Source organism: Microbacterium sp. AC145, from assembly GCF_979258505.1.
In genome coordinates, this window is sequence record NZ_OZ409859.1 from 586,025 (window position 1) to 611,891 (window position 25,867).

The 25,867-nt window shown below is 68.6% G+C and carries 25 protein-coding genes and 1 tRNA gene; 17 read left to right on the forward strand and 9 right to left on the reverse strand.

What is annotated here, in order from left to right; all coding sequences use genetic code 11:
* Entirely contained in the window at positions 1–522 is a 522-nt protein-coding gene (idi, locus tag ACZZZN_RS02845; RefSeq protein WP_463503716.1) for an isopentenyl-diphosphate Delta-isomerase, read from the reverse strand.
* 145 nt (positions 523–667) lie between these two features.
* Here idi and ACZZZN_RS02850 point away from each other — a divergent pair, with 145 nt between their 5' ends.
* Positions 668–1,243, forward strand: a complete 576-nt coding sequence (locus ACZZZN_RS02850; protein ID WP_463506536.1) for a MarR family winged helix-turn-helix transcriptional regulator — start codon at positions 668–670, stop codon at positions 1,241–1,243.
* Positions 1,244–1,323: 80 nt separating this feature from the next.
* Here ACZZZN_RS02850 and ACZZZN_RS02855 read toward each other — a convergent pair whose 3' ends face one another.
* Positions 1,324–1,671, reverse strand: a complete 348-nt coding sequence (locus tag ACZZZN_RS02855) for a histone-like nucleoid-structuring protein Lsr2 (protein WP_463503717.1) — start codon at positions 1,669–1,671, stop codon at positions 1,324–1,326.
* Between the two features lie 95 nt (positions 1,672–1,766).
* A complete protein-coding gene (locus ACZZZN_RS02860) occupies positions 1,767–2,627 on the reverse strand; it encodes a LuxR C-terminal-related transcriptional regulator (protein ID WP_463503718.1) in 861 nt (286 codons plus the stop codon).
* A gap of 111 nt (positions 2,628–2,738) precedes the next feature.
* On the opposite strand from ACZZZN_RS02860, the gene ACZZZN_RS02865 reads away from it, so the two are divergent.
* Both ACZZZN_RS02865 and ACZZZN_RS02870 read left to right on the forward strand, forming a co-directional pair.
* On the forward strand, positions 2,739–3,086 hold the full coding sequence (locus ACZZZN_RS02865) for a DUF485 domain-containing protein (RefSeq protein ID WP_463503719.1): 348 nt from the start codon (positions 2,739–2,741) through the stop codon (positions 3,084–3,086).
* Positions 3,083–4,720: a solute symporter family protein gene (locus ACZZZN_RS02870; RefSeq protein WP_463503720.1), complete on the forward strand. Its 1,638-nt coding sequence runs from the start codon at positions 3,083–3,085 to the stop codon at positions 4,718–4,720. The genes ACZZZN_RS02865 and ACZZZN_RS02870 overlap by 4 nt, the downstream gene beginning before the upstream one ends.
* A gap of 108 nt (positions 4,721–4,828) precedes the next feature.
* On the opposite strand, the gene ACZZZN_RS02875 is transcribed toward ACZZZN_RS02870, so the two are convergent.
* Positions 4,829–5,344 (reverse strand): methylated-DNA--[protein]-cysteine S-methyltransferase, encoded by a 516-nt coding sequence (locus tag ACZZZN_RS02875; protein WP_463503721.1) that lies wholly within the window; start codon positions 5,342–5,344, stop codon positions 4,829–4,831.
* 187 nt (positions 5,345–5,531) lie between these two features.
* Here ACZZZN_RS02875 and ACZZZN_RS02880 point away from each other — a divergent pair, with 187 nt between their 5' ends.
* Together ACZZZN_RS02880 and ACZZZN_RS02885 are read left to right on the forward strand one after the other, a co-directional pair.
* Positions 5,532–9,248, forward strand: a complete 3,717-nt coding sequence (locus tag ACZZZN_RS02880) for an AAA family ATPase (RefSeq protein ID WP_463503722.1) — start codon at positions 5,532–5,534, stop codon at positions 9,246–9,248.
* The gene (locus ACZZZN_RS02885) at positions 9,241–9,444 is read left to right on the forward strand and encodes a hypothetical protein (RefSeq protein WP_463503723.1); all 204 of its coding nucleotides are present in this window, start codon (positions 9,241–9,243) and stop codon (positions 9,442–9,444) included. The genes ACZZZN_RS02880 and ACZZZN_RS02885 overlap by 8 nt, the downstream gene beginning before the upstream one ends.
* 118 nt (positions 9,445–9,562) lie before the next feature.
* On the opposite strand, the gene mscL is transcribed toward ACZZZN_RS02885, so the two are convergent.
* From mscL to ACZZZN_RS02900, 3 genes are read right to left on the reverse strand one after another with little or no spacing between them, the layout of a single operon-like run.
* On the reverse strand, positions 9,563–9,991 hold the full coding sequence (gene mscL, locus ACZZZN_RS02890; RefSeq protein ID WP_463503724.1) for a large conductance mechanosensitive channel protein MscL: 429 nt from the start codon (positions 9,989–9,991) through the stop codon (positions 9,563–9,565).
* Between the two features lie 26 nt (positions 9,992–10,017).
* Positions 10,018–10,290 (reverse strand): FmdB family zinc ribbon protein, encoded by a 273-nt coding sequence (locus ACZZZN_RS02895; protein ID WP_463503725.1) that lies wholly within the window; start codon positions 10,288–10,290, stop codon positions 10,018–10,020.
* A 16-nt stretch (positions 10,291–10,306) separates the two neighbouring features.
* Complete coding sequence (locus ACZZZN_RS02900) at positions 10,307–10,903, reverse strand: 5-formyltetrahydrofolate cyclo-ligase (RefSeq protein ID WP_463503726.1); 597 nt, start codon at positions 10,901–10,903, stop codon at positions 10,307–10,309.
* Between the two features lie 40 nt (positions 10,904–10,943).
* Between ACZZZN_RS02900 and galU the strand changes: the two genes are divergently transcribed.
* The 4 genes from galU to ACZZZN_RS02920 all read left to right on the forward strand — a co-directional run bounded on the left by galU (position 10,944) and on the right by ACZZZN_RS02920 (position 13,539).
* Positions 10,944–11,831, forward strand: a complete 888-nt coding sequence (gene galU / locus ACZZZN_RS02905) for a UTP--glucose-1-phosphate uridylyltransferase GalU (protein WP_463503727.1) — start codon at positions 10,944–10,946, stop codon at positions 11,829–11,831.
* Positions 11,832–11,876: 45 nt separating this feature from the next.
* Positions 11,877–12,488 carry a GNAT family N-acetyltransferase gene (locus ACZZZN_RS02910; protein ID WP_463503728.1) on the forward strand — a complete coding sequence of 204 codons (612 nt, stop codon included), beginning with the start codon at positions 11,877–11,879 and terminating at the stop codon, positions 12,486–12,488.
* 80 nt (positions 12,489–12,568) lie between these two features.
* Positions 12,569–13,414 carry a hypothetical protein gene (locus ACZZZN_RS02915; protein WP_463503729.1) on the forward strand — a complete coding sequence of 282 codons (846 nt, stop codon included), beginning with the start codon at positions 12,569–12,571 and terminating at the stop codon, positions 13,412–13,414.
* Between the two features lie 52 nt (positions 13,415–13,466).
* Positions 13,467–13,539: transfer RNA gene (locus ACZZZN_RS02920), tRNA-Ala, on the forward strand.
* 58 nt (positions 13,540–13,597) lie between these two features.
* On the opposite strand, the gene ACZZZN_RS02925 is transcribed toward ACZZZN_RS02920, so the two are convergent.
* Both ACZZZN_RS02925 and ACZZZN_RS02930 read right to left on the reverse strand, forming a co-directional pair.
* A complete protein-coding gene (locus tag ACZZZN_RS02925) occupies positions 13,598–14,821 on the reverse strand; it encodes an OmpA family protein (protein WP_463503730.1) in 1,224 nt (407 codons plus the stop codon).
* A gap of 21 nt (positions 14,822–14,842) precedes the next feature.
* On the reverse strand, positions 14,843–15,637 hold the full coding sequence (locus tag ACZZZN_RS02930) for an IclR family transcriptional regulator (RefSeq protein ID WP_463503731.1): 795 nt from the start codon (positions 15,635–15,637) through the stop codon (positions 14,843–14,845).
* Positions 15,638–15,695: 58 nt separating this feature from the next.
* Here ACZZZN_RS02930 and hutH point away from each other — a divergent pair, with 58 nt between their 5' ends.
* From hutH to ACZZZN_RS02970, 8 genes are all read left to right on the forward strand, one after another.
* Positions 15,696–17,237, forward strand: coding sequence for a histidine ammonia-lyase (gene hutH / locus ACZZZN_RS02935; protein WP_463503732.1), 1,542 nt, complete (start codon positions 15,696–15,698; stop codon positions 17,235–17,237).
* Positions 17,230–18,930, forward strand: a complete 1,701-nt coding sequence (hutU, locus tag ACZZZN_RS02940; RefSeq protein ID WP_463503733.1) for a urocanate hydratase — start codon at positions 17,230–17,232, stop codon at positions 18,928–18,930. The genes hutH and hutU overlap by 8 nt, the downstream gene beginning before the upstream one ends.
* The gene (hutI, locus tag ACZZZN_RS02945) at positions 18,927–20,147 is read left to right on the forward strand and encodes an imidazolonepropionase (protein WP_463503734.1); all 1,221 of its coding nucleotides are present in this window, start codon (positions 18,927–18,929) and stop codon (positions 20,145–20,147) included. The genes hutU and hutI overlap by 4 nt, the downstream gene beginning before the upstream one ends.
* Positions 20,128–21,060, forward strand: coding sequence for an arginase family protein (locus tag ACZZZN_RS02950; RefSeq protein ID WP_463503735.1), 933 nt, complete (start codon positions 20,128–20,130; stop codon positions 21,058–21,060). The genes hutI and ACZZZN_RS02950 overlap by 20 nt, the downstream gene beginning before the upstream one ends.
* A gap of 256 nt (positions 21,061–21,316) precedes the next feature.
* Entirely contained in the window at positions 21,317–23,236 is a 1,920-nt protein-coding gene (locus ACZZZN_RS02955; protein WP_463503736.1) for a heavy metal translocating P-type ATPase, read from the forward strand.
* A gap of 70 nt (positions 23,237–23,306) precedes the next feature.
* The gene (locus ACZZZN_RS02960) at positions 23,307–24,362 is read left to right on the forward strand and encodes a Gfo/Idh/MocA family protein (RefSeq protein ID WP_463503737.1); all 1,056 of its coding nucleotides are present in this window, start codon (positions 23,307–23,309) and stop codon (positions 24,360–24,362) included.
* Positions 24,363–24,369: 7 nt separating this feature from the next.
* On the forward strand, positions 24,370–25,425 hold the full coding sequence (locus ACZZZN_RS02965; protein WP_463503738.1) for a hypothetical protein: 1,056 nt from the start codon (positions 24,370–24,372) through the stop codon (positions 25,423–25,425).
* Between the two features lie 46 nt (positions 25,426–25,471).
* The gene (locus ACZZZN_RS02970; protein ID WP_463503739.1) at positions 25,472–25,861 is read left to right on the forward strand and encodes a hypothetical protein; all 390 of its coding nucleotides are present in this window, start codon (positions 25,472–25,474) and stop codon (positions 25,859–25,861) included.
* Positions 25,862–25,867 lie beyond the last annotated feature (6 nt).

Below are 25,867 nucleotides of genomic sequence, written 5' to 3' on the forward strand. Positions count from 1 at the left end.
TCAGACCGCCCCGAGCGCACGCAGCTGCGGAAGCTGCTCGACGAGCCAGGGGCTGAAGGCGAAGGGAGCGGCTGCGACCGCCTCGGCGAACTCGGCGGGGTCGACCCATGCCCACTCCGAGACCTCATCGGGGTCGGGTGATACGGTGCCGTCGATCCGGGCGATGTGCACGGGGCAGATCTCGTTCTCGACGATCCCGCTCGCGTCGACAGCGCGGTAGCGGAAGTCGGCGAGCACCATCGTGACGTCGGTCACCGTGAGGCCGAGTTCGTCCTGCGCGCGGCGATGCACGGCGGCGGTCATGTCTTCGCCCGGTCGCGGATGCCCGCAGAAACTGTTCGTCCACACTCCCGGCCAGGTGCGCTTGCCCAGAGCCCGTCGAGTGACGAGCAATCTGCCCTCGTCGTCGAGGACATGGCACGAGAAGGCCAGGTGCAGGGGCGTGTGCGTCGTGTGCACCTCGTCCTTCGGGAACACGCCGATCGCGTCTCCGTCTGCGGAAAGGAGGGTGACCTCATCCAACGGGGAACCTCCAAGATTTCGCTAGCCTAGCTAATTATCAACATAACATGAATCCAATCGTGTGTAGCATGATCCCATGAACAACGGATCTGACGCCAGCCCTCGGGGGAGCGGCTCGTCGGATGCGGGCTCGGGGCGGGGGTCGATGTCGCCCGACGGGCTCGCACACTCGGCGATCTACGACGTCGAGTCGAGCGACCCACGAAGCGTGCTCATCGACCGTGCGGGTGTGGGGCCCGAGGATCTTCAGCAGATCGCGGCCCTGATGGGGGCGCTCGGTGATCTGCGGGATGCGGAACAGAAGCTCTCGCTGGCTTCGCGGCGATACATGCGTCTGAACGACACCGACATGCGGGCGCTCCACTACCTGATCGTGTCCGACAACCGGGGAGTCACCGCGACGCCCGGCGGCATCGCCACGCACCTGGGCATCTCGACCGCATCGACCACGAAGCTGCTGGACCGGCTGGAGAAGGGCGGACACATTCGTCGTGCGCCGCATCCGACCGATCGGCGCGCGCTCGCGATCACGATCACGTCCGAAACCCGGCAGGCAGCCATGGAGACCGTCGGCCGGCAGCAGGCGAAGAGGTTCTATTCGGCCGCGCGACTCAGCCCGCAGGAGCGCGACGTCGTCATCCGGTTCCTGTCCGACATGGCAGATGAGATCGCACTGAAAGATGAAGCGTGGGCGCAGGCCGGGGCGGGTCCTTCGGACTGAGCGGAAGTTCTGGCCACACATGTGATCGGCCCCGCTGGTGGAATCTCCGCCAGCGGGGCCGAATCACTGCGCAGCGTGAATCAGTGGGCGGCGTTGTAGGCGTCGACCACGGATGCAGGAATGCGGCCGCGCTCAGACAGCGAGTGGCCGTTGTCGTTCGCCCATGCGCGAATGGCGGCGACCTCGGGATTGCGAGCCGGACGCTTGCGCGAAGAGCCGGCCGAGCGCACTGCGCCGGCGGAGCCCGCGCGGCGGCCCGCCGCGATGTACGGCTCGAACGCCTTTCGCAGCTCTTCGGCGTGAGCGGCCTTGAGATCGATCTCGTAGGCTGCCCCATTCAGCGAGAAATGCACGGTCTCGCCTTCACCCACCTCCAGAATACTGCCGTCGATGTCATCAACCAGCTGGTGCACAATTCTTCTTGCCATGAAGATGACAATACATCGGATGCACGAATTCGGAAGCTGATTCGGCGGGCGATCTCTGTGCCGACGACACCCCTGACGGTGCCTCATTATCCCGGTCAGGGAAGGAGCCCTGCTCGGCGCGCTTTCGTCACCGCCGCGTGGCGCGTGGACGCATCGAGTTTGGACATCGCGGTTCCGAGATAGGCCTTCACCGTTCCTTCGCGGAGCCCGAGTTGGGCGGCGATCTCGGCGTTGGTCGCGCCGAGCGCCGCGCATGCCAGAACATCGGTCTCGCGCCGCGAGAGGTGAACGGTCGAGACGGCGCCTGTGGCCGTCGACGCGACAGCGTCACCGGCGAGCGTCACCAGTCGCTGCTCGACCTGTGCGATGCGAGCACGCAGGTCGATGTCGTCGACCGAGGCGGCGATGCTGCGCAACTCGGCGAAGCTCTCCCGCAGCTCCTCCCGCTGGCGCGGAGCGACCGCGTCCGGCGCCGGTGCCGCGGAGCGCAGTCGACGATCGACCTCATCGCGGATCCGCAGCTCATCGGCCACCGACTGGGCGACCTGCATCGCAGGCGCCGTGGTGACCCCGCCGACCGGAGTCCGGTCCCACCCTCCGGCATACAGAACGCCGCGCGGACGACCCGCCACGACGATCGGCAACGCCAACAGGGTGCGCAGTCCTTCGCCGAGCACGAAGACGTCATAGTCGTGTGTGATCTGCCGGGACGAGCCGTAGTCGTTGGTCATGCGAGGACGCAGTTCCATCATCGCGCGCCCGCCGAGACCGCGCTCAGGGCGCACACGCAGGCCGTCGAGGCTTCGCGTGCGATTTCCGACGATGCTCGTGACGCTGACGACGCCCTCGTCGATCAGGCCGCCGAAGGCCACGGGAAAGCGGGTTCGCTGAGAGAGCTCGCGCACGGCTCTGGCGACGAGCTCGGTCTCGGATTCGGATCCGGTCGCTGTGCTCACGACGACTACCTACTTTCGGGGGTGACGGCACCGTTCCCCGTTTCGTAGCGTCGACCCTACCACTCGCGCGGTACGACCACGCGAGCCGTAGACATGTGGCAAGGAGGCCCCATGACCGACCATTCACCTGCCGATTCGGCGGACGGAATCGACTACATCGCCGTCGAGGAATCCGAACGTTTCCGCACTCTCAAGCGCACGCAACGATCATTCATCTTCCCGCTCGCCGCCTTTTTCCTGATCTGGTATTTCGTCTACGTGTTGCTCGGAGCCTTCGCGACGGATTTCATGGCGCAACGGGTGTGGGGTGATATCACCGTCGGGCTGTTGCTCGGCCTCGGACAATTCGTCACGACATTCGCGATCACGATGGGATATGTCGCGTTCGCGAATCGCAAGCTCGATCCGATAGCCACCGAGATCCGCGAAGAACTCGAGAAGGCGCAGGGCCAGGCATGAACGCTCACTTCGCCACCGGCGAGAGCCTCACGGCCGAGAGCAATCCCGTGCTCAACATCTCGATCTTCGTCGCATTCGTCGCGGTGACGCTGTTCATCGTCATCCGCGCGAGTCGGAACAACAAGACCGCAGCCGACTATTACGCGGCGGGTCGATCGTTCACCGGTCCGCAGAACGGATTCGCGATCGCCGGTGACTACCTGTCTGCGGCATCGTTCCTCGGCATCTGCGGAGCCATCGCGATCAACGGCTACGACGGATTCCTCTACTCGATCGGGTTCCTCGTCGCCTGGTTGGTGGCGCTCCTGCTCGTCGCCGAGCTGATGCGCAACACCGGCAAGTTCACGATGGCCGACGTGCTCTCGTTCCGTCTGAAGCAGCGTCCGGTGCGCATGGCGGCGGCGATCACCACGCTCGCGGTGTGCTTCTTCTATCTGCTCGCGCAGATGGCGGGAGCGGGCGGGCTGGTCTCGCTGCTGCTCGGTATCGACGGGCGCGTGGGGCAGTCGATCGTGATCGCCGTCGTCGGTGTGCTCATGATCGTCTACGTGCTGATCGGCGGTATGAAGGGCACCACCTGGGTGCAGATCGTCAAGGCGTTCCTGCTCATCGGCGGTGCCATCGCGATGACCGTGTGGGTGCTCGCGATCCACGGCTTCAACCTCAACACGCTGCTCGAAGCGGCCGTGGCGAACTCCGACGAGGGCGATGCGATCCTCGCGCCCGGACTGCAGTACGGCGCGAACCCGTGGGACTTCCTGTCGCTCGGCATGGCGCTGGTGCTCGGTACCGCCGGCCTGCCGCACGTGCTGATGCGGTTCTACACCGTGCCGACCGCCAAAGAGGCGCGTCGCTCGGTGGTGTGGGCGATCTGGCTGATCGGCGGGTTCTACCTGTTGACGCTCGTGCTCGGCTACGGTGCCGGCGCGCTCGTGGGGGCCGATGTGATCGCAGCCGCACCCGGTGGGCCGAACTCGGCAGCACCGCTTCTCGCCCTGTATCTCGGCGGCCCGGTTCTTCTCGGGTTCATCTCGGCCGTCGCGTTCGCGACGATCCTGGCTGTCGTGGCGGGGCTGACGATCACGGCGGCGGCGTCGTTCGCGCACGACATCTACGCGAACGTGATCCAGAAGGGCAAGAAGGATGCCGCCGGCAACCCGGTCGAGCCGGACCCGAACGGTGAGGTGCGCGTCGCCCGCCGCACGGTGATCGTGATCGGCATCCTCGCGATCGTCGGCGGAATCGGGGCGCAGGGGCAGAACATCGCGTTCCTCGTGGCCCTCGCGTTCGCCGTCGCGGCGTCGGCGAACCTGCCGACGATCCTGTACTCGCTGTTCTGGCGTCGCTTCACCACGCGAGGCGCGGTGTGGAGCATGTACGGGGGCCTCGGTGCCGCGATCATCCTGATCGTGCTCTCGCCGGTGTTCTCCGGCTCGCCGACCTCGATGATCCCCGGGATCGACATCGTGCTCTGGCCGATGAACAATCCGGGCATCGTGTCGATACCGATCGGGTTCTTCCTCGGGTGGCTCGGCACGATCACGAGCCGGCAGAAGGAGTCGCCGACGCTGGCCGCAGAGATGGAGGTGCGCTCGCTCACCGGGTTCGGTGCGGAGAAGGCCACCGAGCACTGACCGATCTCGGTGCGGCGGCGCCCCGCAGACGCCACCGCGCACACGTGGACCCCGGCGGCCTACTCGCCGGGGTCCACGCTGGTTCGGGGGCAGTGCTGTGCTTCGCGATCAGCGCTGTGCTTCGAGATCGAGGAGGAACGTCTTGCGCTCGGGGTGGGCGCCGTACTGGCCTACCGAGCCGTCCGAGCGCACGACGCGATGCACGGGGACGATGATCGAGAACGGAGTCAGTCGGCAGGCGGTGCCCACGGCGCGAGCGGCTCCGGGATGACCGGCGAGGATCGCCACTTCGCCGTAGCTGAGGGTCTGCCCCCACTCGATCGAGCAGATGGTCTGGAGTGCTCTGCGGGAGAAGCCCTCGGCCAGCCGCCAGTCGAGTTCGAGATGCTCGTGGAACACGACCGGCACCCCGTCGAAGTAGTCGTCGAGGAGCCCTGTCAGCTCTGCCGCGGCACCGGGGTCGGGCTCGGGAACCGCGCCGAGGCGGCGCGAGATGTTCTCGAGCAGCCAGGGCACCGACGGATCGGCGGATTCGGACAGGTCGAAGCGCACGATCCCCGACTCCGAGAACACCGCGAGAGCGTCTCCGAACGGAGTGGGGGCGAAGTCGTAGCGGAACGTCATGCGTCCATCCTGACCTGCCGCACCCCGCTGCTTCGGCCGAACGGGCGGTGGCGGGGGACAGGGCCTGGTCCGCATCCGACGGTGGAGGAGAGGTGGCGACAACCTCACAGCCTTCCGAACCGGCGGAAATCCGGTGAAACCCGCCCGGGATACAGACGACGCGACCCGACGCGCTTAGTGTGAGAGGGTGTGGCGACGTGATGGAAAGGCTGCGGAAGCAGCGAACGATGCCCCGGTGAACCTGGGCGGGCTGCACGTGACCCCGGGGCACATCGAGGTCGCGCACGCGGCCGAGGCGGAACGCACCCGCCTTCGTGCCGAGGCCGCAGATCTCGGCGGAGCGTCGCCGCTCGTCACGTTCCGCGACACGGTCGAGTCCGCCATCGACATCTCCAAGGCGCACCCCGGCAGCCTGCCGCAGTTCATCACGGGCAAGTCGACGCTCCTCTCCAATCTCTTCCGCGACGAGGTGGGTCTTCGCACGGCCCGGCTCGCGGCCGAGCGGATCACCGCCAAGAACACCGAGTTGCGCACCGTCCGCGGCATCGAGGCCGTGCACCTCGCGGTCGGGCTCGCCGGATGGCGCATCGGCGGAGCCGACTTCTCGGCTCCCGTGCTGCTGCGCCCACTCGCCATCCGCCGTCACCACACCGACTTCGAACTCAAGCTGCAGGGCGGGTTCGAGGTGAACCCCGAGCTCGTGCGCATCGCTCGCGAGCACTTCGGCATCACGATCGACGCCACAGCACTCGCCTCGCTCGCCTACGACGGCGGGGTGTTCAAGCCGCAGCCTGTGATCGACAGCCTGCGCGCGACGACGCGTTCGATCGACACCTTCACCGTGCTGCCACGCCTGGTCGTCTCGACTTTCGCCGACGTCGCCGGAGCCATGTCGCGCGACGGCGGCAACCTCGATCACATCGTGCTGAACGCGCTCGCCGGGCACGTCGGCGACCGCGAGCAGGTCTCGACGCGTCGTCCGGCGCCGCACCACGTCGGTCCGGACGATCGTGCGCCGGCATCCGACAACCTTCTGCTCGATGCGGATGCCGAGCAGGAAGCCGTGCTCGCCCGGATCGCCGCCGGGCAGTCGCTCACCGTCGCGACGCTGCCGGGCACCGGTGGCACCCAGACCGTCATCAACGCCGTGGGCGAGCTGGTGCGCGCGGGCAAGCGGGTGCTCGTCGTGTCTGCCCGCCGCTCGACGCTCGACGGCGTGCGTCATCGCCTCGCCGGCATCGGACTCGACGGTCTGGCGATATCGAGCCAGAGCGTGCGACGCGACCTGGTGCGCGCGATCGGCCGCAACGAGAAGGCATCCGCGCCGAAGGTGAGCGATGTCGACGACGCGCTGGTGCGCCTGCGCAGCGTGCTCATCGACTATCGAGGTGCGCTGACCGCGCCCGTCGCCGGGACCGGGTCATCGGTGCTCGACGCGACCCGCCAGCTCACCAGGCTCGCGTCGCTTCCCAAGCCGCCGTCGACCACCGCTCGACTCAGCACGGAGACTCTTCGGCGTCTGGCCGACGATCGCGCGGCGGCCGCCGATGCGCTCTCGCACGCCGCTCGCCTCGGTGAGTTCCGATTCGGTCCCGATGACTCGCCCTGGTACGGCGTCACGTTCTCGACCACCGATGCCGCACGATCGGCGCATCAGCTCGCCGGGCGACTGCACTCCGACAGCGTGCCCGCTCTGCTCGAACGCGGCTACGCCCTGATCGCACAGACGCACATGCGGCCGTTCGCGACGATCGACGAGCTGGGCGAGTACCTGCGTCTGCTGCAGGGCATCCGCGACTCGCTCGATCGCTTCAGCCCGACCGTCTTCGAGCGCCCGCTGGGTGAGCTCATCCAGGCCCACGGCTCGCGGCGTGACTCTCCCGGCATGTCGAGTGCCAACCGCCGTCGCCTGCGTCGCCTGGCGAAGGAGTACGTGCGACCCGGCGTGCACGTGACCGAGATGCACGAGTCGCTGCTGCGCATCCAGGCGCAGCGCACACAGTGGCAGCGCTGCGTCGACGCGGGTGTCGCGCCGGAGATCCCGCTGGGCCTCGCCGACGTCTACAACGCGTGGCAGCGCGTCGTGGCCGAGCTGTCCGAGCTCGACACCGCTCTCGGCAGACGCGAGCCTCTCGCATCCCTTCCCGTAGCCAGGCTCGTGCGGATACTGGCGGGTCTTGCCGCCAAGTCCGATGTCTTCGACAATCTCGTCGAGCGTGCGGAACTGCGTGACCGCCTGGCCGATCTCGGACTCGAGCCCCTGCTCACCGAGCTGTCTGTGCGTCATGTCTCCGAGGCGCAGGTGGGCGAAGAACTCGAGTACGCCTGGTGGCAGTCGCTCCTGGAACGCGCACTGCAGGACGACCGGGCTCTGCTCGGTGCGAACACCGCGGTCGTGGATCGACTCGAGCGCGACTTCCGCCTCGTCGATGAGGCGCACGCTGCGATGGCGGGCCCGCTGCTCGCGTGGCAGCTCGCGAACCAGTGGAAGATCGCCATCGTCGACGAGCCGCAGGAATCGCAGCATCTGCGCAAGGCGCTCACGCAGAAGACCACGACGACGGCTGAGATCGTGAGTGCCGCCCCGACGCTGGTCGGCGTGCTGGCACCGGTGTGGATCTCATCGCCGTATCTCGTGCCCGAGATCCCCGATTCAGTCGAGTTCGACACTGTTCTGCTCGTGGATGCCGCCGCGATCAACCTGGCCGAGGCGACTCCGGCGATCCGCCGCGCTCGACAGGTCGTGGCATTCGGCGACCCCGTGACGCAGCGACCCACGGCTTTCGATCTCGCCGTGGGCGCCGACCCGGAGTGGGAGCCGGAGGTGCCGTTCGACGAGGTCTCGGTCTTCGAGCGCCTCTCCGAGCTGCTGCCGGTGATGACTCTGACCCGCAGCTATCGCGCCGGTGGCGAAGACCTCGCCGAGCTGATCAACGACGCGTTCTACGGGGGAGAGATCGTTTCGCTGCCATGGGCCGGTTCGTATCTCGGTCGAGGCAGCCTGACCGTCGACTACGTCGAAGGCGGCACAGGTGCGCCCGATCCGATCTCGGGGGCCGTCGAGAGCCCGGATGCCGAGGTGGCGCGCGTCGTGACCCTCGTCGTCGAGCACGCGGTGCACAGGCCCAGCGAGTCGCTCATGGTCGTCACAGCCAGTCGCCGTCACGCCGAGCGCGTACGCGCCGCCGTGACCTCCGCCTTCGCCGGCCGCTCGGACGTCGCCGATTTCGTCGGCCGTGACACGGTCGAGCCGCTCGCGGTGCTCACCCTCGAGGAATCGGTCGCCGAGAGTCGTGACCGCGTGATCTTCTCGCTCGGATACGGCCTCACCAAGCACGGCCGTGTGCTCAGCGACTTCGGAGACCTCTCGTCGACCGACGGAGAGCGACTGCTGACGGTGGGCATGACCCGTGCACGTCGCTCGATGGTGATGGTCTCGTCGATCAGGCCCTCGGCCTTCGACGACGGTCGGCTCGAATACGGGGCCGCGACCCTGATGTCGATCCTCGGCGGACTGGCCGCTCGGGGCCGTGACGCGCGGCTCGAAGACCTGGCCGATCCGCTGACCCTCGCCCTCGCGCGGGAATTGCGTCGCCTCGGTGCCGCAGTCGACGTCGACTACCGCGGGCTGCTGCCGCTCGTCGCGCAGCATGCGGGCAAGGCGGTGGTGATCGAGTCCGATCCCGAGTCCCGGGGAGAATCTCTGCGCGAGACGCTCCGCCTGCGACCGAACGTGCTCCGCCGTCTCGGCTGGCACTACGTGCGGGTGCACGCCTTCGACCTGTACAGCGACCCGGCGACAGTCGCGTCGCGCATCGCCGAGGTGCTCGGCATCTCGGCATCCACCGTGCGCGCCGACAACGACACGGAGCCGCTCGACCTCTCCGATCCGCAGGATGACTGACGACGGAACGCCTCCGGCTCCGCGTCAGACGGTGGTGCGGGTGGCCGGCTCTCGGCGCGCTCGGCTGACTCCCGTGCAGGGCTCAGACCCCTCGCCCGAACATGCTGCGGGGGAGAAGCCCGCGGCATCCGTACCTCGTGGTGCCAGGGGACCGAACGACGATCGACTGATGCAGGACGTTCCGCCGCACTACTGACGTCGCCGCTCTGAGAAACGGCAAACCGCCCGAGATCCGCAGAATCTGTGCGATTCTGTGCGGATCTCGGGCGGTTGACCGGATCTCGGCGAGAGCCGGCAGCCGCTCCGACCTCGCGTCAGTCGCGCGGCGCCTGCTGCTTGGCGAGCAGGTCGCGGATCTCGATGAGCAGCTCGGTCTCGGTCGCGGCGGCCGGCTCTTCGGCCGGCTCTTCGGCCGAGGTGCCCTTGCGGGCCTCGACGTGCGCCTTGAACGTGTTCATCGGCAGGACGAACACGAAGTACACGACGGCGGCCACGGCGAGGAAGCTGATGATCGCCGAGATCAGGTCGCCGATCGGGAAGGTGACCATCTCGCCGTAGATGTTGGGGACCTGGGGGCCGAAGCTGCCCGTGGCGTCTGCGTTGAAGAACAACGAGACCAGCGGGGTGATGAGGCTGTTCACGACGGCGGTGACGATGGCAGTGAACGCGGTACCGATGACGACCGCGACGGCCAGGTCGATGACGTTGCCGCGGAGGAGGAAGTCCTTGAAACCTTTGAGCATGGTGTGTCTCCGAGTTGTTCGGTGTGTCAGGAGGAAGCAGGCGTAGCAGCGGGCGCGGGCTTCGCGCTCGACGACGATTCTGACTTCGATGATGCCGGGGCCGCGGATGATCCCGCGGAGCCCGCCCGCGAGTCGGTGCGATAGAAGCCGGAGCCGTTGAAGGTGACTCCGATCGAGCCGTACTGCTTGCGCAGCTCGCCGCCGCACTCGGGGCAGACGGTCAGCGCGTCGTCGGCGAAACTCTGCACGGCGTCGAACGCGTGGCCGCAGGAACGGCAGGCATAGGCATAGGTGGGCATAGCGGTCCTCGTGGGGTCAGTGCCTGGTCGGCGACAGGAGAAGGGTCTGCGTGGGGGTCACGACACCGGTGACCGGCTGATCGTGCACGTCCCTCGGCAGGAAGTCGAGTACCTCGGAATCATAGATGACCGCATAGACCGGAGGGCACTTCTGCATGGATCCGATGGTCTTGTCGAAGTAGCCGCGGCCCCATCCCATGCGCATTCCGCCGCGGTCGACCGCGGCGGCGGGGATGATCATGAGGTCGACGTCGTTCACGGCGATCGGCCCGAGGACCTCACCGGTCGGCTCCGGCAGCCCGAAGAGTCCCTCGCCGACCTCGTCGTCGTCGGTCGCGACCGCCCAGTCGAGCAGACCGTCGGCGCGCGTGACGGGAAGGAGCACGCGGATGCCTCGGCGCACCGCCTCGCGCACGAACTCCCTCGTGCCGGGCTCGGTGGTCGTCGACAGGAAGCACGAGATCGACCGCGCCCCGACCGAATCCACCAGCTCATCCAGACGTTCGGTGAGGGCCGCGGCCAGAGCATCGCGCTGCGATTCGCTCAGCAACTGCCGTCGTTCGCGGAGTTCGGCGCGCAGGGCGCGCTTCTCGTGCTCGACGTCGTTCGCCATGCCTCCGAGTCTACGGCGGGTCCACCGCTAGGCTGTGGGGATGGGTCATCAGAACATCAAAGCTGTCATTCCCGCTGCAGGACTGGGGACGCGTTTCCTGCCCGCGACGAAGGCTATGCCGAAGGAGATGCTGCCTGTCGTAGACAAGCCGGCCATCCAGTACGTCGTCGAAGAAGCTGCGGACGCGGGGATCGACGACATCCTCGTCATCATCGGGCGCAACAAGAACGCCATCTCGAATCACTTCGACTCGGTGCCCGAGCTCGAGGTGAAGCTCACCGAGAAGGGCGACATGGGTCGCCTCGAGCACGTCATGAAGTCGAGCGACCTCGCCGACATCCATTTCGTCCGCCAGGGCGAGCCGAAGGGACTGGGCCACGCGGTGCTGCGTGCTCGCACCCACGTCGGCGACAGCTCGTTCGCCGTGCTGCTCGGTGACGACCTCATCGACGCGCGGGATCCGCTGCTCACCGAGATGATCGCCGAGCACGAGCGCACCGGTGCCGCAGTGATCGCGCTCATGGAGGTCGATCCGTCGAGCATCCACATGTACGGCGCCGCCGCCGTCGAAGAGCTCGAGGGCACGGATGCCGTGAAGGTCACCGGTCTCGTCGAGAAGCCCCCGGTCGAAGACGCTCCCTCGAACCTCGCGGTCATCGGGCGCTACGTGCTGCCCGCATCGATCTTCGAGGTGCTCGAGCGCACCGAGCCCGGCAAGGGCGGCGAGATCCAGCTGACCGACGCGCTGCAGGTGCTGGCCACCGACCCCGACGGCCCCGGAGTGGTCGGCGTCGTGTTCCGCGGACGCCGCTACGACACCGGCGACCGCGTCGACTACATCAAGGCGATCGTGCAGCTGGCCTCGGACCGCGAAGACCTCGGACCCGAGCTGCGACCGTGGCTCAAGGAGTTCGCAGAACGCCTGTAGGCGTCATTGCTGCGGGGAGTGCGCAGAATGGAATTGGCGGCGGGGATGCGACACGGTCCGATCGAGTTGCGTCTCGTGCGTCCGCGCGACGCGAGGGCGTTGCAGCACGAGCTCCTGTCGAACCGACAGTGGCTGCAGCCGTGGGAGGCGACCGTTCCGTACGGGGCGGTCTCCTTCGACATGCGTCTCAGCATCCGCCGTCTGCTGCAGCAGCATCGTGAGGGTGCCGGCTATCCGTTCGTCATGGAGTACGAGGGCGAGATCGCGGGACAGCTCAACGTCTGGGGAGTGGCCCGGGGCTCGCTCTGCTCGGCGACGATCGGCTACTGGGTGAGCGAGCGTTTCGCGGGCAAGGGGATCACTCCGACCGCCGTCGCCCTCGCCACGGACGCGTGCTTCACCGAATATGCACTGCACCGCATGGAGATCTGCATCCGTCCCGAGAATGCTGCCAGCCTGCGCATCGTGCAGAAGCTCGGCTTCCGTTATGAGGGGCTGCGGCGGCGTTACATCCACATCGACGGCGACTGGCGCGATCACTACGCGTTCGCGCTGACTCGCGAAGATGTGCCGCAGGGGGTGCTGGCGCGATGGCTCAACGGACAGGTGCCGCCGGATGCCGCGACGATCCCGCCCGCAGACCGCATGATCATCTGAGGCATCTCGCGGTGTAACTCGTCGCGACACGCGCTCGCGCAGAGCATCGTGGCCGCCGCTGTTCCCGTACCGTGGGGAGCATGGACGGGCCGGTGCTGAGTGGGGGAGTGATCGTGCTCGTCGCTGCGCTCCTGTGGATGCTCTATCTGCTGCCCTCGTGGCGCGGCCGCTTTCAATACGATGCCGCCGAGCGCAATGCCGTTCGACTCAATCAGGCCCTCCGGGTGCTCGCCGAGACGAGCGAGACCCCCGATGAGGTGCGTCTCGAACTCAACGCCCGCACCGCTCTCGCACAGCAGAAGCTGGCGAAGCGGGTGCAGTCCGAGCGTGAGGTCGCAGAGCTCGAGAAGCTCCGACAGGAGCTCGCGGCGACACGTGCCGACCCGGTGATCCGCCAGGCGCGTGCGCGTCGACAGGTGCGCGTCACCGCGACTGTCGTCGCGATCATCGGACTCGCCGTCGCCGGTCTCGGTGTGTGGCAGCTCGTCGTCGCGCAGACGCAGCTGCTGATCTGGGTCGGCGGCGCCATGACCATCTGCTCGGCACTCGTGCTGCAGCGGATGGCGTCCGTCGCCTCGCGCGTGGCTCGCAGGCCCGCCCAGGCCGCCGAAGCGCCGGCTCCGCGCGTGGCACCTGCTCTGCACGATCAGGGACCCGCGACGTGGACTCCGCGTGCGCTTCCCGAGCCGCTCATGTCGGTCGCAGGGTCGCGGGCACAGGCAGCTCGCGCCGAGATCGAGGCGCAGGAGGAGCGACGCAAGGCCGCTCGTCTCGCAGCGCTCCGCGAGCGTGCCGAACAGATGGCACCCGCTGCGCCCGTTCAACTGCCCGCCGCCTCATCGCCCTACGCGCGGATGGGCTTCGTCGACGACGCCGAGATCGAAGCGCACGTGCGCGACCTGCTCGCCAAGCGGGCCGCAGGGTGACTCCCGGCGACGCAGACACCTCATCGAGCGTGATAACGTAGACGAGGTTCACGGGCCTATGGCGCAGTTGGTAGCGCGCCTCGTTCGCATCGAGGAGGTCAGGGGTTCGAATCCCCTTAGGTCCACACCGTGAAGAAGGCCCCGGGCTCACGCCCGGGGCCTTCTTCGTCCCCTCAGCGCGTCCTAGAGCGCGGCGGGGATGAAGATCTCGACGCGGCGGTTCAGCTGTCTTCCGGCGGGGTTGTCGACGCCGTCGATCTCGTTCGCGGCCACCGGACGGCTCTCGCCGAAGCCTTCGGCGGTGAGAGCGGTCGTCACGCCGCGATCCTCGAGTCCCTCGACGACCGAGGCGGCACGCTCTTCGGACAGCACCTGATTCTCGGCATCCGAGCCGATCGCGTCGGTGTGACCGCTCACCTGCGCCTCGGCGATGGCGAGCGTGGTGAACACCGCGGCCACCGCGTCGAGCGTGGCGGCGGCATCGGGCCGGATGTCACTGCGGTCGAAGTCGAACAGCACACCGTCTTCGAAGGTCAGCGTCGTACCGCACGAAGCCGCCGGAGCGAGGGCGCCGAGCGGTGGGAAGACCCCGAGCTCGGGCACCGGCGGGAGCGGTTCGGCGTCGATCATCTCGTCGTTCACGAGCGCCGTGCCGTCGCCGAAGTTCTGGATGGTGATGTCGCCGTCGGTGTAGTTGCCGGACCCGTCTCCGAAGTTCTGGATGGTGACGTCCGCCGCGGTGTAGTTGCCCGACCCGTCCCCGAAGTTCTGGATGGTCACCTCGCCTGCGGTGTAGTTGCCGGACCCATCTCCGAAGATCTGCACGGTGCGCGAGGCATCGGTGTAGTTCCCCGATCCGTCGCCGAAGTTCTGGATCGTGACCGCTCCATCGGCGTAGTTCCCCGATCCGTCGCCGAAGTTCTGAATCGTCACCCCGTTGATCGTGGAGGTGCCCGACCCGTCTCCGAAGTTCTGCACAGACCCGTCGGGCCCGGTGAACGTGCCTGATCCGTCGCCGTACAGATACGCGGTGCCGTTGCCCGAGATCACGCCGCCGTCGGCATCGCAGTGCGCGGGAGATGCCGTCACCCCGGGGATGCCAGCGAGGGCCTCGTTCACCTCGATCGTGAAGGCGGATGCCGAGCTGTCGAGCAGCGCGAGATCGGGGAGGACGAAAAGAGGGACGGGTGGGAACTGCCCGGGTTCGTACCCCGCCACCGTGGCCGATGAGGGGGCAGAGGTGGGAGTCGACGTCGGGGTCGCAGAGGGGGACGGCGTCTCTGCCGCGGGCGCGGCCGGTTCGGGAGCGCACGCGGCGAGGGTGGCGGTGAGAAGGATGCCGAGCGCTGATCCGGCGGCAAGGGAGCGGCGACGGCCGCGCGATGTCACGATCTGTGGCGAATGCATGCTCACAGAGTAGCGATCACCTCAGCGCGCCAATCGCGCCTCGAGGACGGCAGCGGACTCGCGCACGGCATCCGCGAGCACCTGCTCGTCGAGCTCGGAGCCTGCCCAGGTCACTGCCACGGCTGCGACCGGCCAGCCGGTGTGGTCGTGCACCGCGGCGCCGACCGACCGAAGACCGTCGGCGACCTCGCTGTCTTCGGTCGCGTAGCCGCGGGCGCGCACCTCGCGCAGCACTTCTCGGAGAGCGCTCGGCGTGCGCGGGCCGAGGCCGGTGCGGTCGGGGAACGACGACGCGCTGGGGTAGAGGGCGCGCACCTGCTCCCGGGGGAGCGCAGCGAGCATCGCTCTGCCGGATGCGGTCAGGTGCGCGGGCAGCCGCACGCCGACATCCGTGACCAATGCCTGGCGCCGCGGCGCGCGCTCCTCGACGATGTAGAGCACGTCACCGCCGCTCATGACCGCGAGATGCGCGCTCTCGCCGAGTCGGTCGGACAGCGCGGCGATCAGCGGCCTTCCCAGTCTGGCGAGAGGCTGCTGGCGCGAATAGCCGCCGGCGAGCTCGAACGCCGAAGTACCGAGTCCCCACCGTCGCTCCTCTCGCAGGTGCATCACGAAACCGTGCGCGGCGAGGGTCGTGAGCAGGTGGTAGACGGTCGAGCGGGGGAGGGTGAGCTCGCGTGCGATCGCCGAAGCGGCGACGGGTGCAGGGCGGCCGGCGAGATAGCGAAGGATGCGCAGCGTCTGATCGGCCGCCGGCACCTGGACCTCCGCCGGAGCCGGCACGTCGACGGACGGTGGTCGGTTGTCTGAGATCACAGACACAGCATCTCACGACCCCCTGCCGGGAACGACCTTCGAGGTGTGGAATCGAGACATGAGTCATCCGTCCTCCGTTCTCGTCGGCGCCGCACCCCTGAGCCCAGCCGATGTCGTCGCCGTCGCCCGGCACGGCGCTCCCGTCGTCATCAGTCCCGAGGCTCTCGTGCGGGTCGCCGACACGCGCAGCGTCATCGACGCACTCGCCGCCGACCCGCATCCGCACTACGGCGTCTCCACCGGGTTCGGGGCTCTCGCCACGACCTTCATCGCGCCCGATCGTCGCCTGCAGCTGCAGGCGAGCCTGATCCGCTCGCACGCCGCGGGAACCGGCGCCGAGGTCGAAGCGGAGGTCGTTCGCGGCCTGCAGCTGCTGCGCCTGCAGACTCTCGCGTCGGGGCGTACCGGTGTGCGTCCCGTCGTCGTCGAGACCTACGCCGCACTGCTCAACGCGGGCATCGTGCCGGTCGTGCGCGAATACGGATCGCTCGGATGCTCGGGCGACCTGGCGCCGCTCGCCCACATCGCTCTCGCGGCGATGGGCGAAGGCGACGTCCGTGATGCCGAGGGAGCCCTCATCCCGGCATCCGATGCTCTGGCCGCCGCCGGCATCGAGCCGCTCACGCTCGTCGAGAAGGAGGGGCTCGCCCTCATCAACGGCACCGACGGCATGCTCGGGATGCTCGTGCTCGCTCTGCACGATCTCGACACGCTGCTGCTCACGGCCGATGTCGCTGCGGCGATGTCGGTGGAATCGCAGCTCGGCACGGATGCCGTCTTCGCGGCCGACCTCATGGCGCTTCGCGCACAGACAGGTCAGGCCGAGTCCGCCGCGAACCTGCGGGCGTTCCTGCACGACTCACCCATCGTGCACAGTCACAAGGGTCCGGAAGACGGCCGGGTGCAGGATGCGTACTCGCTGCGGTGCTCTCCGCAGGTGCACGGCGCTGCTCGCGACACGATGGGGTATGCGGCGACGATCGCCGGTCGAGAGCTCGCGAGTGTGATCGACAATCCCATCATCACGCTCGATGGACGCATCGAGTCGAACGGCAACTTCCACGGCGCCCCGGTCGCCGCGGTGCTCGATTTCCTCGCGATCTCGGTCGCCGATGTCGCGTCGATCTCGGAGCGTCGTACCGACCGCGCCCTCGACCCCGCGCGCAGCCACGGCCTGCCACCGTTCCTCGCGGACGAGGTCGGTGTCGACTCCGGCCTCATGATCGCGCAGTACGCGGCGGCGGGGATCGTATCCGAGCTCAAGCGCCTCGCCGTTCCGGCATCCGTCGACTCCATCCCGTCGTCGGCCATGCAGGAGGACCACGTGTCGATGGGGTGGGCGGCTGCCCGCAAACTTCGCCGTGCGATCGACGGCCTCGGCCGTGTGCTCGCGATCGAGATCCTCACCGGCGCTCGCGCCCTCGACCTGCGGGCGCCACTCGCTGCAGGTTCTGCCACCGGCGCCGTGCGCGACCTCGTCCGCACCGTCGCCGCGGGCCCAGGGCCCGACCGCTTCCTCTCACCCGACATGGAGGCCGTGACCGCACTCGTGCAGTCCGGCGCCGTCGCCCGCATCGCAAAGGAGCACGCGAATGACTGACACCACGACCCCCGAATCGACCGCAACGCCGGAATCCGCGACGCCTGCCGGACCCCGCAGGGTTCGTGCCGCCCGCGGCAACCAGCGCACCGCCAAGAGCTGGGGTGCGGAAGCGGCCAAGCGGATGCTCATGAACAACCTCGATCCCGAGGTCGCCGAGCATCCCGAAGACCTCGTCGTCTACGGCGGCACAGGAAAGGCGGCTCGCAGCTGGGAGGCGTACGACGCGATCGTCCGCACGCTCGACGAACTGGAACCCGACGAGACACTGCTCGTGCAGTCGGGCAAGCCGGTCGGTGTCTTCCGCACGCACGAGTGGGCGCCGCGCGTGCTGATCGCCAACTCGAACCTGGTGGGCGATTGGGCCACCTGGCCCGAGTTCCGCAAGCTCGAAGAGCTCGGTCTGATCATGTACGGCCAGATGACCGCCGGGTCGTGGATCTACATCGGAACCCAGGGGATCCTGCAGGGGACCTACGAGACGTTCGCGGCCGTCGCCCGGTCGCTCGGGCGAGAGTCGCTCAGGGGCACGCTGACCCTCACCGGCGGCGCCGGAGGCATGGGCGGTGCGCAGCCGCTCGCCGTCACGCTCAACGACGGGGTCGTGCTGATCGTCGATGTCGACGAGTCGCGCCTCGCACGCCGGGTGCAGCACGGATACCTCGACGAGTACACGACCGACCTCGATGCGGCCGTCGCCCGGGTCGTCGCGGCGAAGCGTGCCGGCGAGGCGCTCTCGGTCGGCGTCGTCGGCAACGCGGCGGAGGTCTTCCCCGAGCTGCTGCGTCGGGGCGTGCCGATCGACATCGTCACCGACCAGACCAGCGCTCACGATCCGCTCGCCTACCTGCCGGTGGGCATCTCGGTCGCCGACTGGAAAGCCGAGGCCGAGCGGGATGCCGAGGCTTTCACCCACCGCTCGCGCGAGTCGATGGCTCAGCACGTCGCGGCGATGGTGGCATTCCAGGATGCAGGGGCCGCGGTCTTCGACTACGGAAACTCGATCCGGGCCGAGGCGCAGCTGGGCGGCTTCGACCGCGCATTCGAGTTCCCCGGCTTCGTGCCGGCCTACATCCGGCCGCAGTTCGAAGAGGGCCGCGGGCCCTTCCGCTGGGCGGCTCTCTCGGGTGACCCCGAAGACATCTACAAGACCGACCGCGCGATCGCCGAGCTCTTCCCCGACGACAAAGCTCTGCACCGCTGGCTCGAGAAGGCAGGCTCGACCGTGCACTTCGAGGGCCTTCCCGCCCGCATCTGCTGGCTCGGCTATAAGGAACGGCACCTCGCCGGCCTCAAGTTCAACGAGATGGTCGCCTCCGGTGAGCTGTCGGCGCCGATCGTGATCGGCCGGGACCACCTCGACTCCGGATCCGTCGCATCGCCGTACCGCGAGACCGAGGCCATGAAGGACGGCTCCGACGCGATCGCCGACTGGCCGCTGCTGAACGCGCTGCTCAACACTGCATCCGGTGCCTCGTGGGTGTCTCTGCACCACGGCGGCGGCGTCGGCATCGGCCGCTCGATCCATGCCGGTCAGGTCAGCGTCGCCGACGGCTCGGCGCTCGCCGCCGAGAAGCTCGAACGCGTGCTGACCAACGACCCGGGCACCGGCGTCATGCGCCACGTCGACGCCGGATACGAGCACGCGCGTGACATCGCCCGTGAACGCGGCCTGAAGGTGCCGATGCTGTGAGCACCTCGCTGATCACGAACATCGGGGAGCTGACCACCAACGTCGGCTCTCCTGAGGGAGATCGCTGCGGCACGCTGCGCGATGCGGCCGTGCTGATCGACGGCGAGCGGATCGCCTGGGTCGGATCATCGGATGCCGCACCCGATGCCGACGAGATCATCGACGCCGGTGGTCGCGCGGTGATCCCCGGTTTCGTCGACAGTCACAGCCATCTGGCGTTCGGCGGAGACCGCGCGGCCGAGTTCGAGGCGCGGATGGCGGGACAGAAGTATGCCGCCGGCGGCATCCGTTCGACCGTCGCAGCGACCCGAGCCGCGAGCGACGACGAGCTGCGGGCACGACTGCGCGGATTCATCGACGAGATGCTGGCGCAGGGCACCACGACCGTCGAGATCAAGAGCGGCTACGGGCTGAGCGTCGAGGACGAGGAGCGCCTCGTACGACTCGCGGCCGAAGTCACACCGGAGGTCACATTCCTCGGTGCACACGTGGTTCCGGCGGAGTACGCCGACCGCACCGACGAGTACGTCGACCTGGTGACCGGGGCGATGCTCGACGCCTGCGCTTCGCACGCGAAGTGGATCGACGTGTTCTGCGAGACCGGTGCCTTCTCCGTCGCGCAGTCGCGGCGGGTGCTCGAGGCCGGAATCGCGAAGGGGCTGACGCCGCGCGTGCACGCGAGCCAGCTGGGCCCCGGCGACGGTGTGCGTCTCGCCGTCGAGCTCGGCGCGGCATCCGTCGACCACGGCACCTACCTGACCGATGCCGACGTCGCGGCGCTCGCCGCCTCAGACACCGTGCTGACCCTGTTGCCGGGTGTGGAGTTCTCGACGCGGCAGCCGTACCTCGATGCGCGTCGTCTGATCGACGCCGGTGTCACGGTGGCGATCGCCTGCGACACGAACCCCGGCTCGAGCTTCACGTCGTCCATGCCGTTCTGCATCGCGATCGCGGTGCGCGACATGGGCATGACCCCCGCCGAGGCGGTGTGGGCGGCGACCGCCGGAGGAGCGCGGGCGCTGCGTCGCGACGATGTCGGCGTGATCACGGCAGGGGCTCGGGCAGACCTCGTGCTGGTGAAGGCTCCCACGCGCGTGCACCTCGCCTATCGCCCGGGGGTTCCCCTGGTCGAGAAGGTCTGGAAGGACGGAGTCGCGGTGTTCGCGGCGTCGGCACCTGAGAGGGGAGAGGAAGATCATGGCTCTCTCGCAGGATGATCTGTGGACGCGGGCGGGATCGTGGCCGATGTTCGGCAGCAGTGACGACGCGGATGCCGTGCTGCTCGGTGTTCCGACCTGGCGCACCTCGCTGTCGCCGACCGGCGCCCATGCGACGCCCGCGGCGATCCGTGAGGCGCTCACCCGCTACAGCGCCACCCTCATGGGGCCTCCCGTCATCGACCTCGGTGAGGCGCTGCGCGTTCTCGACGCGGGTGACGTGCCCGAGCCCGATGGTGAGTCCGGCACGGCTGAGACGGTCGCCCGGGTGCGCGAGATCTCCGACGCATGCCGCCTGGTGATCGCGCTCGGCGGCGACAACGCGCTGACCTATCCGGTGGCCAGGGGAGTCGGCGCCACCGGACTCATCACGATCGACGCCCACTTCGATCTGCGTGACGGCGTCTCGAACGGGTCGCCGGTGCGGCGGCTGATCGAAGACGCGCCGGAGGGGGAGCGCATCGAGCCGACGAAGATCGTGCAGATCGGCATCGCCGACTTCGCGAACTCGGCGGCCTATGCCGCGAGGGCCAGTGAGTGGGGCATCCGCGTGATCACCCTCGACGAGGTGCGGCGCCGGGGCATCGACGACGTCGTCGCCGAAGCCACGCGCATCGCAGGAGCGGGCGCTGCCGCCCGCATCCACCTCGACGTCGACGTGGATGCCGCCGACCGCGCTGCTGCCCCCGGATGCCCGGCGAGCGTGCCCGGTGGCCTGGCGGCCTGGGAGCTGCGTGCACTCGTCCGCTCGATCGTCGCGGATCCGCGCGTGGTCGGTGCGGACATCGCGGAGGTCGATGCGACGGCCGACACCGATGACCTGCGCACGGTGCGGCTCGCGGCGCTGTGCGTGCTGGAGATGCTCGCGGCGCTCGCGATGCGTTCGGGAATAGATCGCTCTGTGTCGGGTTAATACCCCCAGGGGGTATCCCGGACGAGGAGAAGTCATGAACCAGCACGACGAACACGCAGGCCACGATTCATCCCACGACCGCGCTGGTCAGGGCGGGCACGCAGAGCGCACAGAGCATGTCGAGCATGTCGAGCATGTCGAGCATGTCGAGCATGGCGGGCATGGCGGGCATGGCGGGCATGGCGGGCATGCAGGGCATAGCGGGCACGCCGGTCATGGCGACCACGCGGGCCAGTTCCGCCGGCTGTTCTGGATCATGCTCGCCCTCGCGGTCCCGGTCGTCGGGTTCTCGGGCATGTTCTCGATGCTTCTCGGCTACCCGCTGCCGGAGGCCGACTGGGCCGGATGGGTGTCTCCGCTGCTCGGCACCGTGATGTACGTGTGGGGTGGTGCTCCTTTCCTCACCGGCGCCGTGAGCGAGCTCCGCGCGCGGAAGCCCGGGATGATGCTGCTGATCGCCCTCGCGATCACCGTCGCGTTCCTGGCCTCGTGGGCTGCGAGCCTCGGTCTGCTGCACCACGAACTCGACTTCTGGTGGGAGTTGGCGCTGCTGATCGTGATCATGCTGCTCGGTCACTGGATCGAGATGCGCTCTCTCGCCCAGACGACCTCGGCGCTGGACTCTCTGGCGGCGCTGCTGCCCGACGAGGCAGAGAGGATCGAGGGTGATGTGACGGTGACGGTCGCCCCCGCCGACCTTCGGGTCGATGACGTCGTGGTGGTGCGCCCCGGCGGGCGGGTGCCGGCCGACGGGCGCATCGTGCAGGGGTCGGCGAGCATGGACGAGTCGATGATCACAGGCGAATCCCGGCCGGTGCGTCGCGGTGTCGGCGATCAGGTCATCGCGGGCACCGTCGCCACCGACTCCGGCGTGCGGCTGGTGGTCACCGCCATCGGGTCTGACACGGCACTCGCCGGCATCCAGAAGCTGGTGACCGAGGCGCAGAACTCGACGTCGCGGGCGCAGCGGCTCGCGGACAAGGCGGCGGGGTGGCTGTTCTGGTACGCGCTCGGTGCCGCGGCGATCACCGCGATCGTCTGGACGGCGGTCGGCATGCCAGACGCCGCGGTGATCCGCACGATCACCGTGCTGGTGATCGCCTGCCCGCACGCCCTCGGCCTGGCGATCCCGCTCGTGGTGTCGATCGCGACGGAACGGGCCGCGCGCGGAGGTGTTCTCATCAAGGATCGACTGGCGCTGGAGAGCATGCGCACCGTCGACACGGTCCTGTTCGACAAGACCGGCACGCTGACCAAGGGCGCCCCCGCGGTGACCGCGATCGAACCGGTCTCCGGGACCCCTGCTGACCGGTTGCTGGCGTGGGCGGCATCCGCAGAGGCCGACTCCGAGCATCCGCTCGCTCGCGCGATCGTGAACGCGGCCGCGGAGCGGAATCTCACCGTCCCGACGTCTTCCGACTTCGAGTCGTCTCCCGCTGTCGGGGTTCGCGCGCGCGTCGACGGACGCACGGTGCAGGTCGGCGGCCCCTCCCTGCTCGAGCAGGAGCACGCATCCGAGCTCCCCATCGCCGACGACTGGCGCGACGAGGGCGCGATCATCCTGCACGTGCTCGTCGACGGCCAGGTCGCGGGTGCGCTGCGCCTGGCAGACGAGATCCGCACCGAGTCGCGTCGTGCCGTCGATGCTCTCCACGACCGAGGTGTGCAGGTGGTGATGATCACCGGTGATGCTGATGCCGTGGCCGCCTCGGTCGCAGGCGAGCTCGGTATCGACCGGTACTTCGCCGGGGTGCGCCCGGAAGACAAGTCGTCGAAGGTGAAGGAGCTGCAGGGCGAAGGACGCCGGGTCGCGATGGTCGGAGACGGCGTCAACGACGCGCCCGCGCTCGCGCAGGCCGACGTCGGCATCGCCATCGGTGCGGGAACGGATGTCGCCATCGCCTCGGCGGGTGTCATCCTCGCCAGCGACGACCCCCGATCGGTGCTGTCGGTGATCGACCTGTCGCGGGCGAGCTACCGCAAGATGACGCAGAACCTCTGGTGGGCAGCCGGGTACAACCTGCTCTCCGTTCCGCTCGCGGCCGGTGTGCTCGCCCCGATCGGGTTCGTGCTGCCGATGTCGGTGGGGGCGGTCCTGATGTCGGTATCGACGATCGTGGTCGCGCTCAATGCGCAGCTGCTGCGCAGGCTCGACCTGAGACCGGATACCGTCTGAGCGCGACCACGAACCGATCGCCACTGATGTCTACGCTGGGGGTAGCCCCCGAGACTCGAAAGGCTCACCGATGTCGCTGACGCTCCCCGCCCCTTCGCTGCCCGACCCGACCGCTGTCCCGCCCCTCCGCTGGGGTGTGATCGGCACGGGCATCGCCGGCAAGTTCGTCCACGCGATGCATGCGCACACGGCGCAGCGCGCAGTCGCCGTCACGGCGCGCGACCGGGCCAAGACGGAGGCGTTCGCTGCGGAGCACGGCATCGCACGAGTGCTGCCCAGCATCGAGGCGCTCGTCTCCGACCCCGAGGTCGACGTCGTCTATGTCGCCACGCCGCATCCGCTGCACCGCGAACAGGCGCTCGCCGCGATCGCCGCAGGCAAGCACGTGCTCATCGAGAAGCCGATGGCGATGTCGGCCGATGAGGCGCGCGAGATCACCGACGCCGGCCGTGCTGCGGGGGTGCTCGTCATGGAGGCGATGTGGACCAGGTATCTGCCGCAGTCCGACGTGATGCGCACGGTGCTCGCCGATGGTGCGATCGGTGACATCCGCCTGGTCACGGCCGACTTCGGGTTCACCATGCCGTACATCCCGGAGCACCGGCTCTGGGATCCGGCGCTCGGTGGCGGCGCGCTGCTCGATGCCGGTGTCTATCCGATCTCCTTCGCATCGTCGATCCTCGGCGCTCCGACCGAGATCGTGGCCAGGGGTGACAGTGGCCCCGGGGGAGTGGATGTCAGCGCCGACGTGCTGATGTCATACGTCTCCGGCGCGCGGGCGTTCGCCAGCACGTCACTGCAGACCGCCATGCCCGTGCAGGCCGCGGTGCTCGGTTCGCGAGGCCGCATAGAGATCGGCAGCCCGTTCTTCGGCCCCTCGTCGATCAGCGTGACCATCGGCGGCTTCGGCTCGTCCGAGACGGCGTCGTTCACGGACAACCGGTTCGAGGCCGTGCACGACGGTCTCGGGTACCAGGCGACGGCGTTGGCCTCGTATGCCGCCGAGGGGCGCCTGGAGTCACCGGTCCATACCCACGAGGATGTCGTCGGGGTGATGCACGTCATCGACGTCGCTCGCGCCGCCATCAGCGCGACCGTGACGCCGGACGACGGACCGGCCCGCTGAGGCGACCATGACCATCGCCGACGAACTCCTGCACGGACCACGGGGACGCCGCCTCTGCCTCGCCGTCATGATCGACGCCGACGACGCGGTGAGGTCTGCCGTGTTCTGGCTCGGTCATGAGATCGATCCGAATCCGGGGACGCTGTTCGGCAACCGCGATGTCGAGATCGTCGTCCCTCCGGCCGCCACCGAGTCGGGAGTCGCGGAGCTCATCCGCGCGGCTGCGCCCGGTCCGATCTCGGAGGGTGCGATTCGCGAGGCCATGGGCGAGTCGGTCGACCATGCCCGGTACTGGCAGGAGCCGGACGGCACGGATGCGGTGGCCGCATTGCCCGCCGTGAGAGAGGCTCTGCGTCCGGTCGCCGACCGCGTGGTCGCCGCGATGCCGGCCCTGACCGCACCGTTCGCGCCGAGACAGTGGGCGGTCGACTGGCGCGGGGAGTCGGACAGCGCCCCGGTCGGACGCGCCCCGGCCGCCGTTCTCGCGGCCTGGTCCGTCGAACAACGAGAGGAGGAGAAGCGCGCGGCGCACGATCGCCCGTCGGATCCGACCGCGCACTTCTCGGGATCGTGGTGGTCGGTGCCGTGGCAGCTGCTGACGACGCGAGCAGAGGTGATGGACGCGCTCCAGTACGTCGAGGATTCTCTCGGGTGGGATATCGCCACCGCCATCCCGATGCGAGGTGCGGGGCGGATTCTCGAGGTGGGCTCGGCGGATGACTGGGCCGAGCTGTGCCGCGAGTACCCGATGGATGTGACCGCTTCTCGTCGCCACGATTGGTTCCGGGTCACGGGTCGTGTCGGTAGCTGGATCATTCCTGATTGGGAACGGGTCGCAGAGCGGTGGGACGCGGTGCATCTCACGACCCTCGGATACCTCTCGGCCGCCACCCGGCTGATCGACGTCGACGACGAGTACGCGACGGTCATCGCGGGATGGGCACCGGATTCGACCGTGTGGCTCACCGACTCCGTGCGCGAATGGGAGGAGCCGCGCGAGTACTGGCGCCGAGTCGACGGTGGTCGCGGATGGGAGTCGGAGGCCGCCGCCATCTCACCGTGACGATGGGAGCCCCACCAGGCACCCTCGCTGTCTCTACGATGATGACATGCAGCCTCTCGACACTCTCGCCCTCGTCGGCGAGGTGCTGTCGTGGATCGGTCTGGGGATCGGCGTGCCGCTGCTCTTCCTGGGCCTGCTGATCGGGTCGATCGAGGGCCCGTGGCGGGGTATCGAGATCGCCGTCATCGAACGGGACGGCTCGGTGTTCGTGCGCTGGTTCGCCGGGGGTGATTTCCACGAGCGGCCGCTGCGACGCAGCGAGTCCGTGCCCGCGGATGCAGGCTGGGCCATGGGCGTCGTCAGCGCGAATGACCCTGCTCGTGCCCGTGTGGGAGAGCCGCCGCACCTGCGTCGAGTTCTGCTCACTCTGGGAAGCGTGTTCGCGAGCGTCGGCGTGATCGGCCTCGTCGTCTCGCTTCTGCCACTGTTCATCTGACCTTCG

Coding starts and splice junctions, on each gene's coding strand:
- ACZZZN_RS02850 (WP_463506536.1), top strand. CDS start 668: ATGTCGCCCGACGGGCTCGCACACTCGGCGATCTACGACGTCGAGTCG.
- ACZZZN_RS02855 (WP_463503717.1), bottom strand. CDS start 1,671: ATGGCAAGAAGAATTGTGCACCAGCTGGTTGATGACATCGACGGCAGT.
- ACZZZN_RS02865 (WP_463503719.1), top strand. CDS start 2,739: ATGACCGACCATTCACCTGCCGATTCGGCGGACGGAATCGACTACATC.
- ACZZZN_RS02870 (WP_463503720.1), top strand. CDS start 3,083: ATGAACGCTCACTTCGCCACCGGCGAGAGCCTCACGGCCGAGAGCAAT.
- ACZZZN_RS02875 (WP_463503721.1), bottom strand. CDS start 5,344: ATGACGTTCCGCTACGACTTCGCCCCCACTCCGTTCGGAGACGCTCTC.
- ACZZZN_RS02885 (WP_463503723.1), top strand. CDS start 9,241: ATGACTGACGACGGAACGCCTCCGGCTCCGCGTCAGACGGTGGTGCGG.
- mscL (WP_463503724.1), bottom strand. CDS start 9,991: ATGCTCAAAGGTTTCAAGGACTTCCTCCTCCGCGGCAACGTCATCGAC.
- ACZZZN_RS02895 (WP_463503725.1), bottom strand. CDS start 10,290: ATGCCCACCTATGCCTATGCCTGCCGTTCCTGCGGCCACGCGTTCGAC.
- ACZZZN_RS02900 (WP_463503726.1), bottom strand. CDS start 10,903: ATGGCGAACGACGTCGAGCACGAGAAGCGCGCCCTGCGCGCCGAACTC.
- galU (WP_463503727.1), top strand. CDS start 10,944: ATGGGTCATCAGAACATCAAAGCTGTCATTCCCGCTGCAGGACTGGGG.
- ACZZZN_RS02910 (WP_463503728.1), top strand. CDS start 11,877: ATGCGACACGGTCCGATCGAGTTGCGTCTCGTGCGTCCGCGCGACGCG.
- ACZZZN_RS02915 (WP_463503729.1), top strand. CDS start 12,569: ATGGACGGGCCGGTGCTGAGTGGGGGAGTGATCGTGCTCGTCGCTGCG.
- ACZZZN_RS02925 (WP_463503730.1), bottom strand. CDS start 14,821: ATGCATTCGCCACAGATCGTGACATCGCGCGGCCGTCGCCGCTCCCTT.
- hutH (WP_463503732.1), top strand. CDS start 15,696: ATGAGTCATCCGTCCTCCGTTCTCGTCGGCGCCGCACCCCTGAGCCCA.
- hutU (WP_463503733.1), top strand. CDS start 17,230: ATGACTGACACCACGACCCCCGAATCGACCGCAACGCCGGAATCCGCG.
- ACZZZN_RS02950 (WP_463503735.1), top strand. CDS start 20,128: ATGGCTCTCTCGCAGGATGATCTGTGGACGCGGGCGGGATCGTGGCCG.
- ACZZZN_RS02955 (WP_463503736.1), top strand. CDS start 21,317: ATGCTCGCCCTCGCGGTCCCGGTCGTCGGGTTCTCGGGCATGTTCTCG.
- ACZZZN_RS02960 (WP_463503737.1), top strand. CDS start 23,307: ATGTCGCTGACGCTCCCCGCCCCTTCGCTGCCCGACCCGACCGCTGTC.
- ACZZZN_RS02965 (WP_463503738.1), top strand. CDS start 24,370: ATGACCATCGCCGACGAACTCCTGCACGGACCACGGGGACGCCGCCTC.
- ACZZZN_RS02970 (WP_463503739.1), top strand. CDS start 25,472: ATGCAGCCTCTCGACACTCTCGCCCTCGTCGGCGAGGTGCTGTCGTGG.